The following is a 17,912-nucleotide window of genomic DNA, read 5'->3' on the forward strand; positions in this document are numbered from 1 at the left end:
AGTACTTGTCTCTCCTTTTTTTGTAGATTTTGTTCTCTTTCAACCTGTCTTTATTATAGATTTGTTAGTATTTTTATACTATGATAAAAAATCAAGAAATATGTTGTTTTTTCAAGATATAAAAATATAAAAAAATTGATGTACATTTTACAATTCATGCACATCAACTTCATCTTTTTGTTGAATTTCATTCAACACCCATCTTCCGTCTTCACGTATAAATGTCCAGTATTCATAAAACGACTCCGGAATCTTTTTTCCACGAACAACCTCTAATGTATCTGTATTGATATAATATCCAATCATTCTTCCATGAATCAGATAAACAATACTGGCATCTTCTTCACCTTCATCATCCCACACAGATACCGGAGTCACACTCAGGAGCTGAACTCGTTTCTGTATTGGCTTTTCATGTTTAACTTTCATCCATTCAAGTTTTGTAGTCCAACTTTGGGCAAGACTTTTACTCAGATACTTTTCTGCATAAGATGGATCCAGGAGCCTCCAGCATTCCTGAATAACAAAATATGCATTCTCCACATATTTTTGCATTTCTTTTGCATTCCAGTCTTCGCCCGGCTTTTCGAATTTCTTCATTTTTTGAAGACTTTTGTATTTTGCCTTTTGAATATAGCAATGAAATGCAATCGTTCCAGCCCCGGCAAAACATGCCATTGCCATCCAGCCAACTATCGTTTGCGACCATCCACCCGGACTCTCGTCATCCGTATAGTTTGATTCATTATTATAATGATATGTTCCACCGGAACTTCCCCCTGAACTTCCTCCTGAAGATCCGCCGCCGGCCCTCGCATAACATGTAATTGAAAAGCACAGACAGCAGATACATGCGAGCAGTATACAACAGATTCGTCTATGTCTCGTCATCTTTTTATTCGCTCTTATTTTTCTTTCGTTTACGGGAGATCAGGCCAAGAAGGTTCTCATCTTTGGTATCGGAAAGATCATCATCGGTTACGGTTGGCTTGGATACTACGTACGCTCCTCTGCCGGCCGGCGGATCATTCTCCTGCTCAGTCATCTCTTCTGTCGACTCGTCCAACGGAACCTCTTCTTCTCTCACCTGCACAACATCGAGGGATTCTTCCATCCCGGAAACTTCCCTGTCATAAGCATTGCTGTCGAAAGGTTCTTTATCAGAAGTTTCTTCCTCACTGTCAGATAAATCGTCTGCTGGCTCTGCCTTCCTGCGTGAGCTCCACGGTGCGTATTCCGGTACGACCGGTTCTTCTGGCTGTGCAGAACTTTCTGCATCATCAGATATGATCTCGCTGTCTGCATCGACTGCTTCTGCTTCCTGTTTGAGTTCTTTCAGACCGCGACGGAGGAGGATCAGGTAGATGAGGTCTACCACTCCGTTACAGAGGAAGATCCATCCTGCAAAGATTACCGTGTATTTTACCATTGTGAACGGATTGAGTACAAGGGAAACACCGAGCCCGATGAAGATCAGGCTTCCGATCAGAAGAATCTTCCAGAATCCGCTTCCGTTTTTCTTAAGTTTCAGGCTTCCTTTAAGGCTCCAGATGCTGTCTACGAGGATGAAAGTTCCAAGCAGGATCGGCAGGAGCTTGACCACGATCTGAGGATTCATGAAGAGGAAAATTCCGATAACCATCAGAACACCGCCGGAAAAAAGATCCAGAATCGTGGAATTCAGTTTCTCCAGAATATAGATCAGGATATGATAAAATCCTACAAGAATCAGCAGAATTCCAAATATAAATTTACAGATTACATTGATCGTGTTCACAGGCATAAACGCCAGGCACGCTCCAAGGGCGATATATATGATCGAGGTTACAATCTGCCCTTTCAAAAAGTTATTGATTTTTTCCCACATGAGACTTTCCATGCTCCTTTCATCCCGATAATAAGATTTCTACAGACAGTATACCGTTTTTTGAAAGACTCGTCTATAGACATCTCTGGATGAATGTCCATTTTATAATGGCAAACCTGCAGCGGACAGTCAGACAAAAACAGACCGGAGTCTGTGGAAGGCTCCGGTCTGAATGCTGCATATATTATTTTACGGTTACTTTGATCACATAGGATTTCTTTCCTGATCTTACTGTGATCTTTGCGGTTCCTTTCTTTTTGGCTGTGATAATGCCAGTGGAAGAAACTGCTGCAATGTTTTTATTTGATGTTGCATATGTTACTTTGTCTGTGGAGGTCAGCGGGCTGATCACTGGTTTCAGTGTTGTCTTCTGGCCTTTTTTGAGAGTCATGGAGGATTTCAGACCACTGATTTTTGTGGTTGTGACTTTGCCAGACTGAACTTTGACATTCAGGGTTGCTCTCTTTCCACTCTTTAAGGTTACGATAATTTTTGCACTTCCATTACGGTTCTGTGCTCTGATCAGACCGTTTCTGTCTACAGTCACGATCTTTGTGTTAGTGGAAGCCCAGGATTTGACAGAGTCTCCGTTTGCCATACTTACTCTGACCATTCTGGTTGCCTGTTTTCTCTGCAGAGTGATGGCGGTTGTATTCAGTTTAATGGTTGCCTTGAGTTTGCTTCCATGGTATCTGGTCTGTGTGTGTTTGCAGTATACGCAGTATCCGACCTGTTTCTCCGGCTGGAATACCGTTGCTTTTGAAACAGTCTTCCATACATATTTCGGTTTATGTTTCAGTTTCGGAATTGTTTCTGTCTTTGTCGCACCGCAGACTGTACAGGTATAAGTCTTCACACCTGTTGCTGTATAAGTTGCTTTCTTTGTCACTACACCTTTGTCATAGGTATGTTTATTTGTCTTTGCGATCTCTTCTGTCTTTGTTGTTCCGCAGACTGTACAGGTGTAAGTCTTTTCTCCTGCTTCTGCGCAGGTTGGCTCTTTTGTTACTTTTCCTTCATCGAAGACATGTTCTTTTGCTTCAAACTGGGCAAGTGGAGCAACAAAATATGTGTATGGTGTTTTTGTTACTGTGAGCTGGTAGTTTCCGGCTTTGTCTGCTTTGATGGAAGCTACCCCATCTGCGTCTGTTACAAATTCTGCTGTCTCATTTGTATCAAGATTTTTCAGTTCCACAGTACAGCCTGCTTCTGCAGACGCACCTGCTGACATCATATTTCTTCCATAGAGTACTGCCTGGAATTCTTTTCCGGCACAGATTTCGGTCGGAACATCCTTAAAGTACATGAACTCGTCGCTCCAGCTTGTTGTGTCTGCAAGCAGATAAATGCTGAATTCATCACCTGAATGCAGTACGGTTGTATTTGCGACAGTTCCCATACCTGTTTCATCTACCGGATATTCGTTATTTACATAATAGCCGACATTTCCTGTTGTATCTTCAAAAACGGTATTGATCCATCCGTTTGTTCCCACGTTGAGATATCTGGACGAATCTGCATCAAATGCTTCTCCATACATTGCTTTGTGCAGTGTATATAACGCATCTACTACAGTTACCTGATTCTTCATTGCTTCTGGTTTTTCGTATCCATAAGCAGCTGCGTCTTTTGCTGTGACAGTAAGATCCCGAAGGCTTGCTGGCTGGTTTGCCATATTGACTCTGATCTTAACCTCGGCAACGGCTGTATTTTGTGCATCTTTTGCTGTATCAACAGCTTTCTGAAGTGCCTGTGTAGCATCACTCAGTTCCTCTTCTGTTACATTTTCTTTGTTCAGAACTGCTGTTGCTGTGTCAATAGCTTCCTTAAGTGTGGCCTTTGTTCCTTCCGGATACTGACCTGCTTCGGTTCCCTCTGTCATTCCATCCAGAAGTGTCTGTGCCTCACTGATCAGTTTCTGAAGACCTTCTGCTGCGGATTTGGTACCTTTGATGGTAACGGTTACAGAAACCGGCTGTTTGTAAAGTTTCTGAAGGACTGCATTATCCGGATGTTTTGCAGCAGCTTCTCTGTAAAGTTCACTGCTGAGTACAGAAGAAATCGTAATCTGTGTGTCGGTTTCTCTTCTTGTTACAACAAGGTTCTCATGGCCTACTACGGCATTGTTGGAAGATTTGAATTTGTTGTATCCTGCACCTTCCATTTCCCATGGATCTGTAAACTGATCGTCCGGAATAATACCCTTGCCGGTCTTGTCATCAAAATTATAGATCCATTTCGGATTTCCGTCTTCTCCAAGAATCATTTCCTGGAATGGATGTAGATTTCCTGTGATGGAATCTTTGTCTGCATACTGTCCGTCATTGATTCCGTCAAAATAATGAGCCTTTGCCAGTTCCATCAGATTTAACTGATCCTGAACTTCTGCCTCTGTGATTGCTTTGACTGTAACCGGAATCTTCTTGATCGCAGTTACTCCATCGCGGGTAAAGGTCAAGATCAGATTTGCATTAATATCATCATTTGAAGCAAAACGATCTACAGCAGCTCTGTAACCATTGACTGTAATGGCAGCATTATCTGATGTTACTTTAATTTCATTCCTGTCGAATACATATTCGCCAGCTTCATCTTTAATCCTTGTATATATTGGAAGTTGAAGATCTGAGGTACAGTTTTTAAGATCCACTGCCCCTTTTGTGTTAAAATCAGTAATCCTGTCTTCTGTATAATATTTGTCAAGAATTGCCTGAAGTTCTTTTTCGGTAGGTTTGGATATGCCGGTTCCTTTGACGGTTACTTTGAACTCTTTTGTCAGAGTTGCAAAATCAGATACTTTTTCTACATATCCGTTCAACAGTCTGTCATTTGCATTAAAGGTAGCTGTCAGGGTCACTTCTTTATCTTCCTGCTGCGGAGTAACCACACCTTCTTTTGCATCAATCAGAGAACCCCAGCCGGTGTCTTTGAAGCTGATTACGCTTTCATCAGAGGATGTCCATGTAATCTTGGACCATGCAGTGTTTACACTGCTGCTCATGCACTGTGGAAGTGTCAGATTTGAAGTTACTTCTGCCGCATCTGTATTGGAACCTTTGATCTTGTCCCAGGTAAGATTCTCCTGATCTGCTGCCATCTGTGTATTAAAGTAGTCACGATCCCAGCCGATGGTTGCTCTGCTTTCAGCTGTTTCTGCCTTTGCACCATTCTTCTCGAATACAAAAACAAGGTTTATATTTTTGGAATTGACTGCTGTAAATGAATTCGGTGCCTGTGCATAGTAATGAATAGTTCCATCTGTTGCAACGGTGTCTGGGTCATCACTGGATTTGACAGAAACCGTCACACCTGTTGTATCCATGCCAAGTGCCTCGATTTTGGTCTTAACAAGATCACAGATATTCTTGCAGGATGCAAAATCCGGACGGAGTGTTCCCACTTCTTTGTCAAACTTCTCTTTGATGGCATTTACGGTTTCTACATCTGCCGGGTCAATGCTTGATACCATTTTGACATCAATGGATACATTCTCGTCATCACCGGATGGTGTATAAGTAGCTGTTACATCTTTGTAGTCCGAAGCTTTGACAGTATAGGTGTAGGTCACGCCTTTTTTCATGGTGTAGCTTCCATCTTCGTTTGCTTTCAGCTCTGTTGTTTCTGTTTCGTCCTCATCCCACGGATCTTCCTCTTCATAGGTTACCTTGATGGATGCATTCTCGATGGCTTTGCCGTCATTGTCTACCGGATTGAATTTTACATTATAATCTGTAATATTTTTTTCCAGCTGAATATCAATGGTCTGGTCCCCGGACGGTGTGAAGGAGCTGCTTGCAGTTTTGTAATTTGGCGCTTCTACGGTATAGTTGTAGGAAGTTCCATCTATGAGATTGTAGCTTCCGTCTGCTTCCGGATTTACCGTACTATAGTATCCTTTTTTGACACTCACTTTGGCACCATTGACCGGATTGCCGGATTTGTCGGTCACATTGAATCTGATGTTTCTTGTAACGATTTTCTTCAGTGTAACGGTTTTTACTGTATTTACCTCTGTTGGATTGAAGGTAAAATAGCTTTCTGTGTAGTCGTTGTATCCGTCTTTCTTGACAGTCAGGCTGTATCCTGCACCCTTTTCCATGTCATAGGAGCCGTCAGCTTTCGGAGCAACTGCATTCCAGTTTTTCTCCAGTGTTACGATTGCATCCGGAATCAGATTACCTTCCTCATCGACTACATTTATACGCATAGTATAGTTCGGTTCTGCTGCTTCTATGATAATGGTAAATTCCTGGGTTGCAAGAGCGGCTGAAGCTGCCTGTGTTTCATCGTTGATCACATCAGCGGATGTATCAGCGGAAAACAGTCGCAGCGTTGCTTGGAAGCTCTGTGCTCCCTGCTCTGCTGTTGGCCGGTTAATACGCAGACTTCCAAGATTGGCAGGTTTTTTTGTTCCGATATTCACCCATGGACAGTCACTGTTAATATACCATCCCACTCTGTAATTTGAAGAAGAGCTCTCTGTTTTAAAACGCAGGCTACTAATTTTACTACCACTAGTCGGTATTTTAAGTCCCACTGAATAAGAAAGACCATCCTGGCTTTTAACAACACCGGCGCCACCACTTGTGATAATCTTATTATTATCTACATAATTGTTTTTAAGATACTCATCTGCTGCAACTTTCGCATCATCAACGGCATCTCCCACTGCCTCTGCGCCATCGCTGAATAAAGCATCCTCCGCATCTGCTGAGAAGTCCGCATTCTCCTCATTAACAGTTACTGCTTCCTCAGAAGGTTCTTCTGCCTGGAAGTCCTCTGTCTGCGCTTCTGCACTGCCAGTATCCTCTTCAACAGAAATATCTGCACTGTCCTCCTGTGCTTCTGCTGTTTCTGCTTCTCCATCAGAGAATTCGATATCGGCAGCAAAGGTATTCGCCGGTACCGCTGTTACTGTCATCATCGCTGCCATGGAGATGGCCGACAATCTCTTTAAAAGTTCTTTTTTCTTCACTTTGCTCCTCCTTTTGTGAATTATTTTTGGCAACAAAAAACAGAGTCTCATAATATAGATGAGTCTCTGTCCTATACAACGCGCTGGTAATGCCGACTTAAAATATTTCCGCTTCAATATCTCACACAGCAAAAACAGTTCCGGAATCGCACCGGATTTCCACAAACTGACCGTCTCCGGTCAGACCACGCCTGGTTATGTCGTTGAGCCTATTATAGCATTTCTGTCTGAAAGCGTCAATTTTTTCTATATTAATTCTTGCTTTTTTCGAAAAAAGGGCGATACTTTCATGCGTTTTCGTTTTATTTATTACGTTTTTCTGTATCTGACCGGGGGAGTTTTGGCGAATCAGGTACAATATCGAAAGGTTCTGTCGGTCAGGATCCTTGCGAAGATGAGTCCCAGGGGGAGAGCCGCTATGATCAGAATCGCGGCGGCGAACCAGGAAGCGGCTGTGGCAAGTGACATTATCCCAAGATTATAAAAGCCTCTGTAGAGATACAGCCCCGGTACCATGATAACAATCGAGGGAACCGTCAGGGAGATTCGCGGATAACCCACTTTGTTTTTTATCATGGATGCCAGAAGGCCGGCTGTCAGCGCACCGATGAATGCGGCAGCGGCAGGCGGCATTCCTGCCAGATCTGCAAGTTCCAGACGGAGCGTATTGGCAGCCGCTCCGATCACTCCTGCTGATGCTGCCAGCCGGACCGGACTGTTGAACATGATCGAGAAACCGAACACTCCACAGAAACTGGTTACAAGCCTGCATAAGATCCACATCTCTGCCGGCAGGGAGAATTTAATAAAATCAACCGGCTTCAGATGCAGAAGCAGTGCCATGATCCATGCGGACATTGCTGCAACCAGAATAATGATCAGCGCATACATCAGTCTCTCGGTTCCAGAGCGCATATCCAGCTTGGCAAGGTCAATTCCGCTTGTGATAAACGGAAATCCCGGAATAATAAACAGCATGGCACAAATGTATCCCGCCTCATGCTGAATGGAAATACTGAACAATATCTCACCGATCTTCAGAAATCCGGCATAGACCAGACAGGCCATAGAGACAGAAGAAACGATGCAGAGAAACAGAGTAAAATGATGCTTTGTCAGTTTGCATCTCAGGAAATTCCCGATCCCGGCTCCTGCAAAAGCGCAGAACATCTCAATCGGACCGCCACCCAGCAGGAACGTAAATCCACAGCATGCAAGCGCCGCCGCAAATCCAAGTGTGACCGGTGAATACAGTCCGTGTATTCTTTCGATATCATCCAGAAGAGAATGCAGTTTCTCTCCAGACATGTCTTTTCCCTCGATTTCAAATTCCCGGATAAAATGCTCCAGCCGGTTCAGCTTGGAAGTGTTTACTCCGGTATTGGTAAGACACAGTGACTGTGTAAAGCCGTTTTCGCCGTCAAAACAGGTGTACTCGATCGACATCAGGCCGATATCTGCCGTACAGGTGATCCCCATGGTTTCTGCCAGCGTATTCATGGAGCTTCTGACTCTCCATGCGCCGGTTCCGCATGACAGAAGCATGATTCCCACACGGCCGATGATGGATGCTTTTTCTGTAAGACTCGCCTCTGTTACCGGAACATCTGCCCCGTTTTCATCTGTGTATTCATGCCAGGCGATATCCATATGATTTTTTCTGATGATCTGCTGCATCGTTTTCACTTCCCCGCCTGTCTGTTTATTTCAACCAGAATGTGTTCCCGGCATCCCAATCCGATACCGTTTGCAATCTCGATATTTTTTTCCATTTTTCTCTCAAAATGATGAAACGGGAGAAAAATTCCCAACGTGGCTGTATTTTTTTCTCTGCCTTCCTCATCTCTGACTCCATAGTACATCAGAGCACGCGGCAGTTCCTCCTGAAGACGCATCAGGAAATCCCACACAACTGCATAGATTCTGTCCTCGTTGATGTCCAGCTTTACGGACTCCGGAAAACGGAACATCAGGAGAATTCCTGTGTGTTTTGAAATCTTTTCGGTTACGATTTCACCACTGTCTGTATAACTGTGATTTTCCCGGAATCCATCTGCCATATACATCTGATAATCCGGTATTTCATCCTGCTCTTCATAAAGTTTGTGGAACATTTTGTATTTTTTCTCGTAAAGATGATTTTTGAATTCATTCAGAAGATTTCCTTTATCATCTGTGAGAAGAACCGGATTCTCCACACCTTTGTCATTGAACCGTATCGGAATCAGAAAGGAATTCCTCAGAAGGTCAAAAACGCTGTTGTTACAGACTGCCATGAGAAAAGCGGAAAGATCCTTATTCTCATAGGCATTGAACAAAGCCGCCGCAAAAACCGTTCCCGGAATGTCTGTCCCGGCACCTTCGCTTTCTTCTGCGGATGGTATCGCCTCAAAGAAGGTGTTTTTTAACCGCTCGCAGGCATTTGGGTTTGTAAGAATTCTGTCAAAAATCTGCTCTGCTTTTTCTTCTCTTGGAAATATGGTACTCATAATACCGCCCCTTTCGAGCATTATTATAGAACCGCAGAAATCAAATGTAAATTTCATCTCTTCTATATTTAATATAACCTTCTGGGCAGATCAAAACACATCCTATTGCGATCGCCTTTATGATTTTGAACTGATCCATTCCTGTATTACAGCTTCGTCAGTCTGAAGTGCTTCTGCAATCTTCTCCAGTGGAAATTTCATTTTATTCAACGCCATAGCTGTTTCTTTTGCTTTTTGCAATTCCCCCTCTTTCAATCCGGCTTCGTATTCTGCCTTTCGCAGTTTTCGTTCTTCCTCTTCTTTGTCGTATTCGAATATACTCATTGCGATCACCTCCGATTTGTTTTTTCGAAGGAATTCTGCAAGGATTCCGTTCTGGATACAGTCGTTGACTGCCTGTTCTACGGCTGTGTCCAGGTCGGTGCTTCCTGCGTATTCCCGCACTTTTGCTACATATTGGGCATATTCTCTCAGGATCTGGCACTGCTCCAGTAACTGGCTGTTGTGGCCTTCGTTGATATTCAGGGTAATCACCTTTAATTCCAGGTTCGGCTCACCGGTCAGGTTTTCGTAGGATTCTGACAGGTAACTGACCCAGCTGTCTTCTTCTCTTTCGGTTCCGTTGTAGAATACAAGGAAGTTCGGTGCCGGGATCTTCTGGATGCTGGATGAATACAGGGATCTGTGGTCTACGAGCTTCTGGTATTCCCCTGCTATGTAAAAGAGATCCCTCAGCGGCATATTTGGGTTGTAGGTTGACTGGTGTTCATACAGAAACAGTCCCGTGTCCACAATAAATGCCAGATCATTCTTCATTCCCATATAGACTGCATTTTCCAGCGTCACGATCTCCAGTGCGTCCGGGTCTTCGTAGCTGCTTCCGTTTACTGCATTGTAAAGGGAAAGCAGATTTTTGCGATCAGAGAACAGCATTCGGAAAAGTTTCAGAACGTGATGTACTGTCTTTCTTTTCACTTCGAACCCCTGCTTTTTTTGTTTTGACTGGAATTTAAAAGCATGGATTTCTGAAATGATTTTAGAAAAAAATAATTAGACGGCAAAAATGCCCTGAACTTCTAAGAAATATGCTTTGTTTTATACTAGCATTCTTTCTCTTTTGGTTCAAGGCATTTTGAGGTTATTTTATAATTTTAAGTATCTGTTTATTTGCCGGTCACAATTTTATTTAACAGTTACTTTGATCACATAAGATTTCTTTCCGGATCTTACTGTGATCCTTGCGGTTCCTTTCTTTCTGGCGGTGATCACACCTCTGGAAGAAACGACTGCCACGTTTTTGTTTGAAGAACTATAGGTGATCTTCTCCTGGGAAGTGAGTGGTGTCAGAACCGGTTTCAGGGTCAGTTTCGCTCCTCGTTTCATGGTCTGGGAAGAGCGAAGACCGGTGATCTTTTCGGTTCTGACTATGGACTTCTGCACTGTGACATTGATGTACGCTTTTTTTCCGCTTCTCAGTGTCACTGTGATTCTGGTTCTGCCTGCACGTTTTCCGGTAATCCTGCCTCTGGAATCTACCGTTGCAATATTCCGGTTGGAGGAAGTCCAGGAACGGATGGAATCTCCTCTCGCAAGCCCGCTGACTTTTACCAGGGCTGTCGTCTGTTTTACCCGTAATTTAATATTCGTAGTATTGAGACGGATCGTCGGGGTCAGCTTCCTTCCGACGGTTCTGGTCTGAACAGTTCCCTTTGTTCCTTTTCGCTGCTGTTTCTCCGGTGCAAATACCGTTGCTTTTGATACGGTTTTCCATGCCCCGAATTTCTCCGGCACAGGGGTCGGCTTTGGTGTCGCCGTTGGTGTGGGAGTTACCGTCGGTGTCGGTGTCGGTGTGGAAATCGTCTCTTTTCTCTGAATGGTCAGAGTGTATTCTGTTTTCTTTCCTGTCTTTGCTGTGACAACGATTTTTACCTGCGCTTCTTCTATCGAAGCATCACTGTCAAAGTAAGCATCAAGCCGGACTGCAGAACCACTTCCTGTCACCTTTCCTTTGTATATCACCTTACTGATGCCTTTTCCTGCTTCTATGGTCACTTCTGCAGACGGATCTGCCGGTTCTGCATAGATGCGCAGGAAAGAACTGCCCAGATAGGTGACGCGGTAGCTGGTTTTGTCTGCGCTGAATGCCGGTGTCAGTGCCAGCCATTTCGTACTGTCGGAATAAGTGTTGCTGGTGCTGGCGGTCAGGTTCGCAAGGTTTGTATTTCCCTGGTCTTTTGTCAGATGGAGCGTATAGGTTCTGCTCTTTCCTGCCAGAGTTGCCACGACCGTAACTTCCGCGCTTCCGGAGCTTACATCTGCGGTATATGTATTTCCGGCAGCTTTTCCATTGACCGTCAGGGTGCATCCTTCCGGGGTTTTGAAATTCAGTGTTACTTTTGAAGCATTTTCTGCGGTTCTTATGGTGTACTCTGTTACAGAACGCTGGAAAGCTTTGTCCCAGGTTACTTTTCCATTGTCTGCCTGTGCAGTCACACTGTCCAGATATGCACCGTTTGTCTCGACTGCCATCAGGTAGTTGGAGTCATTTTTGTAGTACAATGTTCCGTCTCTGTCAGCGCAGATCGTGCTGATGCAGTACTGCTGCTGATCACTTCCCGGACGGAACAGTTCTTCTGCTTTTCCGGAGGTCTGTCCCGGCTCGTCTGCCAGCATATAGAGTCCGCCCGGTCTGGCATTGTAGGTAAAATACAGGTAAACACGTCCGTCTGCCTGTCCGTCCCCGTTGAAATCCTGATTCTCGTATGCAGTAGAAAGAAGCGGCGCTGCCTGCGGATATCCCGGAATCGAAACTTCATATGCCAGGGAAAGTCCTGCAGCGGATTCATTCAAAACATCGAAATGATGTCCCGCATCGGCGTCAAACCGGTGGCTTTCCTGTCCGCAGACGCCGACATAGATTCTTCCTTTGTATACTACCGGGGCTGCTGTTGCCATGCCACCGAGGTTGTAACTGTCTGCTCTGCCAAAGGTTCCGTCCGCATTCATCGCCACACGGTAAAGGTAGCCGCCTTTTGTCGTAAAATAGACGTATCCGTTGTTATAAACTACGGTGGAACGGATGTCTCCGTTAAGTCCTGTCAGTTTATCCAGAAGGAGACCTGTATGGGTGTTGACAGAATAGAGGATCGCCGTGCTGGTATAGTTTTTTTCTCCGGAACCATCATCGGAACCAAATACGAGATAATCGCCGGACGCATAGGAGCCTGCCCAGTAAAAACCGCCTTTGTGGTTGTATTTCCAGGTGCAGTACTTGGTCTCATTGCCTTTTGACGGATCCTCGTCGGTCACGGAAAGGCAGAAATAAGAGCCTGCCGTGGTCTCGGAATTCCAGGTTCCTGTGTAGATATATCCATCTTTGTATGTGATCGGAGAGAGGGTCTGTCCACCTAGCGATTCACTGATCCAGACGGATCTGAGAGTGGAAGCACTGACTGCCTGGATCTGGCCGCCACCGATCTGGGCGAACAGCATTCCCTCTTCATAGGTAAGCGGATTCAGCGCATAGATCATATTTCCGTTGAGCGGTTCACTGGTTGCTACAATATCTCCTGTATTTTTGTCGAGTTTGTAGATAAACTGTCCGGATGCCACATACAGATAGCCTCCCAGAATCAGCGGTGGTGTGACAGATGCCTCCTGGCCGACACCAATGCGCATCGCCCATTTCTGCACGGTCGAAGATGCATCGGTCGGTGTGGATGTGCCTGTAATTCCGTTATTGCTCTCGCTGTTCCGGAAATTAGTCCAGTCATTGTCGGTAATCTCCGGCTGGGTGGCATCCTGTTTCTTAAGTTCTACAGTGATCTCAGCCTGTTCTCCTGCCTTAAAGGTATTTCTCCGGGAAATATAGCCATAACAGGAAACATTCCAGGTATACTCCTGGCCTTCGATCAGGGAAGCAAATGTGCTGGCAGAATCCTGTGACGGTTCCATGCGTTCTCCGTTTTTGTCGTAAACGCTGATGACTGCATCCTGCGGTGTCACCTGAAATGTCACAGAATCGCTGAGCTGTTTCTGAACGGTGACTTTGTAGCTTCCTGTAGAGGTATAGGTTTTTCCCTGACAGTCCGGATCCGCATAGGTTCCATCCTCTTTCATCTCAAAGGCGATCTCCGTCGAATCTTCGGTCAGAGGAATCTCGATCGGATCTCCAGATGAAATGCTCTTTCCGTTTATGGTGAGACCATACCAGTTTTCCCCGAAAGGTACTGCCTTGATCTTCACCTTGTCCGTTCCGGTCACAGACACTTCGTAATCTCTTGTCACTCCGGAGGTGTCAAAATCTGTGATCAGGTTTTTTGCCATGTCGGTATCGGTCGGCAGGTAGCATCTGATCGAAGAAAGGTCCAGTCTTCGAAGCACTACGAGTTTATAAGTTACGCTGTCGCTTTCGGTTCCTGCCTTGATGGTGTAGATGGCTCTTTTTCCATTGCCGGAAGCAAAAATATCCGAAAATGAATATCTCTGTCCGTCTGTGTATGCAGTGGCGGACATCTCTTTTGTTTCCTGTTTTCCTGACAGATTCCATGCGGAGAGTGTCACAGTGGATCCTTCCGGTGCGTCTTTCGCAAGATTGGCACTGATCCAGAGCGCGGAAGAGTTATAGTTGGAACCATATTCTACGGTGTAGACTCTGCCGCCGAATTCTTCGTCCATTTCTTCTCTTCTGTCGAGTTTCAGAGCGTCTTTTACCCCGTTTCCGGTATAGACGTTTAAATCTGTCAGATATTCTTTCTGGTCTTCGGTCTCATCTGTAATCTGTACTTCCGGCACTTCGCTGTCATCGGAAATCAGATCATCGGAGCTGAAGTCATCGGAAGGTGCATCCGGATCCGGGGTTTCCGCAGGATCCTGACCGTCCTGTGAACTGAAATCATCCGGCTGTTCCAGATCAACCTCTGCCGGAGCTTCCGGTTCAGACGGTGTTTCCGGCTCTGTCTGGTCTTCTTCCTGCGTTTCTTCTACGAAGATTTCCGAAGAAAAGTCAGCTTCTGCACTGAAATCTGCTCCATAGACCGGCGCGCTTCCTGCCAGAAGTGATGCACACAGAAGACCTGTCAGCCATTTTTTCATGATCGGCTTCATAAAATAAATTCCCTCCTTATCTTTGTTTCTGTCATATCATCGGATCACTCAGTTTTTGTTTCTTGTAATGTCGTCTGGCTCCGGCAAAGAATCCGAGATACAGAATTCCTGCCAGTGCGAACACCAGAAGTGTCCTTGTCAGAAGACGCATGTGCTTCCAGGTGTGGGAGATTTTTCCCACGGTGCCGGTGGCGCTTCCTGCCTGTTTCCCGCCGGCCGATGAACTGTCTCCCGTGCCGCCTTTCCCGCCACCCTTTGGCGCAGAAGCTGCGGCTGCTTTTTGGACCGTTTTGTCTGTTTTTGCGGTTTTGCTCTGTTTGTCTGAACTTCCGGTGTTTTTTGTGCTGTTGTTTTTGGATGCTGGTTTCTCATGGACAGTCAGTTTCTTTTTGCCGCTCTGCTCTGTGTCCTCTCCGTCCTTCTGCGTTTTGGATCCGGAAGACTTTTCTTTTGCCTGAACTGTTTTGAGTTTGTCCAGCGAGCCCTCTCCATTGTTCTGGCCTCCCGGAAGAACCGCTTCGGATTTGTTGCCGCCGTATCCCGGTCTCTGTGCGACATTTGTATCGTTACCGTTATTCTGCTGGGTCTGCCCCTTTTTCTTAATATCCGGGATCCAGATCACCAGACGGTCACTTACGTTTCCTGCTGTGTCTTTGACTACGATCACCAGGTCTTTCTGACCCTGGGTAAGTCCGGTCAGTGTGACGGTATTGGTTCCGGCGGAAACTTCCTCGCCTGCCCCGGTGGTATCAGGTGTCGGAATCCTGGCTCCGGCCTCCCCTGCCTGATAGTAACACATTCCTCTTTCGCTGGTCTTGTATACCACAGAGGCCTTATCTTCGGAAATCCTGCTGGCGCTGACTTTTTTGAGCACCGGAGCTGTTTTGTCCGTCAGGCTCAGGGTAAGATAATAATCTCTGGATGTCCCGTTCTGTGCAGTCACATGAATGCGGACCTTTGCTTCTTTTTCCTGGGAAGCAAAATAAATCTTCCAGTATGGATGTTTTTCTTTGTCCTGTGTACCTTTGATGGTCTCATCTTTCTGCACGGTCGAGGCTTTGATCCCGCTGAGCGCATAGACCTTTACTGTGGCACCGGATGCGGATTCCAGCCAGAGGTTCAGGCTCTGCCGTTCTCCATCGTAGGTGGCGCTGTATCGGTCATGGTCTTTTTTTAATGCCGGATCCAGCTTCATGATTCCTTTGCCGTAGGTGTCTGAGCTGGAAACATACAGATGCTTAAGCTCTGCATCATTACCGGTCAGGGAGATTCTGTACTGTGTTGTCTTTGTATCTGCTGTTATGGTTTCTGTTTTTGTCTCATAGCCGTCTTTTGAAACGGTGATCGTGTACTTCTCGCCTTTGTAAAGCGCATAGATTCCACGGGAGCCTTTGATCTCCTGTCCCAGTTCATTGCGGACGGCAACGGTGGCATCTGCCGGTTCTGTATGAACTGCCGCATGTACCTTTCTGGCTGCTGCCAAAGAAAGTTTCACCGCTTCTGTCATTCTGTTGCCGTTCTGATCCTGTACAAGCAGATAAATTTCGCAGGCAGCATCTGCCGGAACGTTTACGGACTGCTGATTGTCTCCGGTCTCAACCGGACGGGCAGTGCTTTCAAAATCAAATACCGGCTGCTGGCCTTCACGGACTGCCGAAATACAGACCTTGCCTTCCCCGTCTGCCTGATACAGAAGAACCACCTGATTGTCCGCTGTCCGGATAGCTCTGACCCCGGTAAGATGCAGCGCACATTCTTCCTGTGGCGGTGTCTCTGTCGGAGACGGAGCCTCGGTCGGGGACGGAGCCTCAGTCGGCTCCGGACTTTCGGTCGGCTGTGGTACTTCGGTCGGGAGCGGGCTTTCGGTTGGCTGCGGTGCTTCCGTTGGCTGTGGCTCTTCTGTCGGTTCGGGTTCCGGTGTTTCCAGAGGTTCCTGAGTCGGTACCACTTCTTCTGTATTTTCCTGATTTATATCATCGGAAAGTTCAGAAAATTCCGCGACCTGGCTGCCGGAAGTTTCCTCCGCCGCACCTGCCTCACAGACCGGCACTGTTCCTGCCAGAAGCACTGCCGAAAGTGTTCCCATTACAAATCTTTTGTTCATTTACCAGTCCCCCCATGTCTCGCCATTTGTTCCGGCTCCTACGTCTGCACCTGAGTACAGAGAGAAACGGATCCGGATCTCATCTCCGTCTGCCGGAAAATATGCCGACATTCCGACATTCATATATTCTCCGTTGACAAAATACAGCCATCCGGAATCCATTGTAAAGTCAAACTCACCGAGCCAGTTGGCATCGTGTCCTGACAGCTGACAGTTGACCGCTTCAAGATGCGCCATCAGATCATCCGGGATCGCCGCGCCTGCTGTGATCCCGCCACGTCCGATCGCCTTGAGGTAAAAGCCTCCTGTCACATCTCCGTCATTTCTCCAGTCCAGTCCACTGTTCTGTAACAGTCTCAGTACCACGGAAGAAAGCTGTTCTCCCTGATAAAAGTCAACAGAAGTCGAGGGAAGGATTGTTCCAAGTCCTACGCTTCCGGCCTCAATGCTGATGCTGACGGAGCCTGCCGGTTCTGCACCGCCTTCCTCGCCTTTGTAGATGGTAAACGTCGGCAGTGTGGTACTCCAGCCTTCTGTATCGGTTGCCTTGATATCTATGGTATTCGCATCTTCTTCCAGATCCAGACGGTACGCGAGCACGCCCTGAGAAGGCTCGCCGCTGACTGAAAGTCTCTGTCCGTTGCCATAAACTTCAAGAGAAGTAGAGCCAAGGCTGTTTCCATACCAGTCTTTCGCCTGTACATAAAAGGTACGATAAGCGGCGTTGACGGTCTCTCCGTCTGTCAGATCTGTCGCGATCGTCGGATAACGGTCTTCGTCCTCGTCCTCTGACGGCGGCTGCGGAGTCGGGGTGACCGGTACTTCCGCACCTTCCTGGTTCCGGTTGTCATCTCTCTCCGGTTCGCCCTCGTCGGATTCATCGGAATCCTCCTGGTCACCGTCATACTGAATCGTATTTTCCTCTACATCGCTCTGTATGCCGTCATCTCCCGAAGAGGTTTCCGGTGTCTCCGTTACATCTGGTTCCTGCTGGCTCTGTTCATTCTGGTTCTGTTCGCTCTCTCCGTCTGTCAGGTCTGCTTCCTCAGTCTCCCCGGCTTCTTCCGTCTCGGAATCTTCCTGCTGTTCTTCTTCATCGAGAAGCTGTGCCTGTTCTCCCTGGGCTTCGTCCCCGTTCTGTGAATTTTCCTGCTGCCCGGCATAGGCATAACCGGTTCCCAGATAGCCTTTGAAGGAGCTTCCGGCACTGATCCCCTGTATCGGATTTTCCTGTATTTCTCTGTGATAGTTTCCAAGTCCGGCAAAAAGAACTCCTGCGAAGATCAAAAGGCAGGCAAGTCCCCAGAGTGCCGGGATGATCCTGGAAAATCTTTTTTTATTTTTTTTACTGTTTCTTTTCATGCTTACCCT

Annotated in this window: 9 protein-coding genes; all 9 read right to left on the reverse strand. The window is 46.4% G+C overall.

Annotated elements, in window-relative coordinates; genetic code table 11:
• Window positions 1-147: 147 nt before the first annotated feature.
• A complete protein-coding gene (locus DWX28_RS01955; protein ID WP_147342071.1) occupies window positions 148-891 on the reverse strand; it encodes a TIM44-like domain-containing protein in 744 nt (247 codons plus the stop codon).
• 4 nt (window positions 892-895) lie between these two features.
• Window positions 896-1,879 carry an HdeD family acid-resistance protein gene (locus tag DWX28_RS01960; protein WP_243002295.1) on the reverse strand — a complete coding sequence of 328 codons (984 nt, stop codon included), beginning with the start codon at window positions 1,877-1,879 and terminating at the stop codon, window positions 896-898.
• A gap of 172 nt (window positions 1,880-2,051) precedes the next feature.
• Window positions 2,052-6,842: a carboxypeptidase regulatory-like domain-containing protein gene (locus DWX28_RS01965; RefSeq protein ID WP_158565268.1), complete on the reverse strand. Its 4,791-nt coding sequence runs from the start codon at window positions 6,840-6,842 to the stop codon at window positions 2,052-2,054.
• Between the two features lie 348 nt (window positions 6,843-7,190).
• Entirely contained in the window at window positions 7,191-8,519 is a 1,329-nt protein-coding gene (locus DWX28_RS01970) for a threonine/serine ThrE exporter family protein (protein WP_118251508.1), read from the reverse strand.
• A 5-nt stretch (window positions 8,520-8,524) separates the two neighbouring features.
• Window positions 8,525-9,331: a DUF4866 domain-containing protein gene (locus DWX28_RS01975; protein WP_118251509.1), complete on the reverse strand. Its 807-nt coding sequence runs from the start codon at window positions 9,329-9,331 to the stop codon at window positions 8,525-8,527.
• 117 nt (window positions 9,332-9,448) lie between these two features.
• Window positions 9,449-10,306 carry a hypothetical protein gene (locus DWX28_RS01980; RefSeq protein WP_118251510.1) on the reverse strand — a complete coding sequence of 286 codons (858 nt, stop codon included), beginning with the start codon at window positions 10,304-10,306 and terminating at the stop codon, window positions 9,449-9,451.
• Window positions 10,307-10,513: 207 nt separating this feature from the next.
• The gene (locus DWX28_RS01985) at window positions 10,514-14,437 is read right to left on the reverse strand and encodes an Ig-like domain-containing protein (RefSeq protein WP_118251511.1); all 3,924 of its coding nucleotides are present in this window, start codon (window positions 14,435-14,437) and stop codon (window positions 10,514-10,516) included.
• A gap of 31 nt (window positions 14,438-14,468) precedes the next feature.
• Window positions 14,469-16,541: a hypothetical protein gene (locus DWX28_RS01990; RefSeq protein WP_118251512.1), complete on the reverse strand. Its 2,073-nt coding sequence runs from the start codon at window positions 16,539-16,541 to the stop codon at window positions 14,469-14,471.
• The gene (locus tag DWX28_RS01995; RefSeq protein WP_118251513.1) at window positions 16,542-17,903 is read right to left on the reverse strand and encodes a DUF4430 domain-containing protein; all 1,362 of its coding nucleotides are present in this window, start codon (window positions 17,901-17,903) and stop codon (window positions 16,542-16,544) included.
• Window positions 17,904-17,912: the final 9 nt, after the last annotated feature.

Source organism: Blautia sp. AF19-10LB (assembly GCF_003461245.1).
GTDB lineage: Bacteria > Bacillota > Clostridia > Lachnospirales > Lachnospiraceae > Blautia_A > Blautia_A intestinihominis.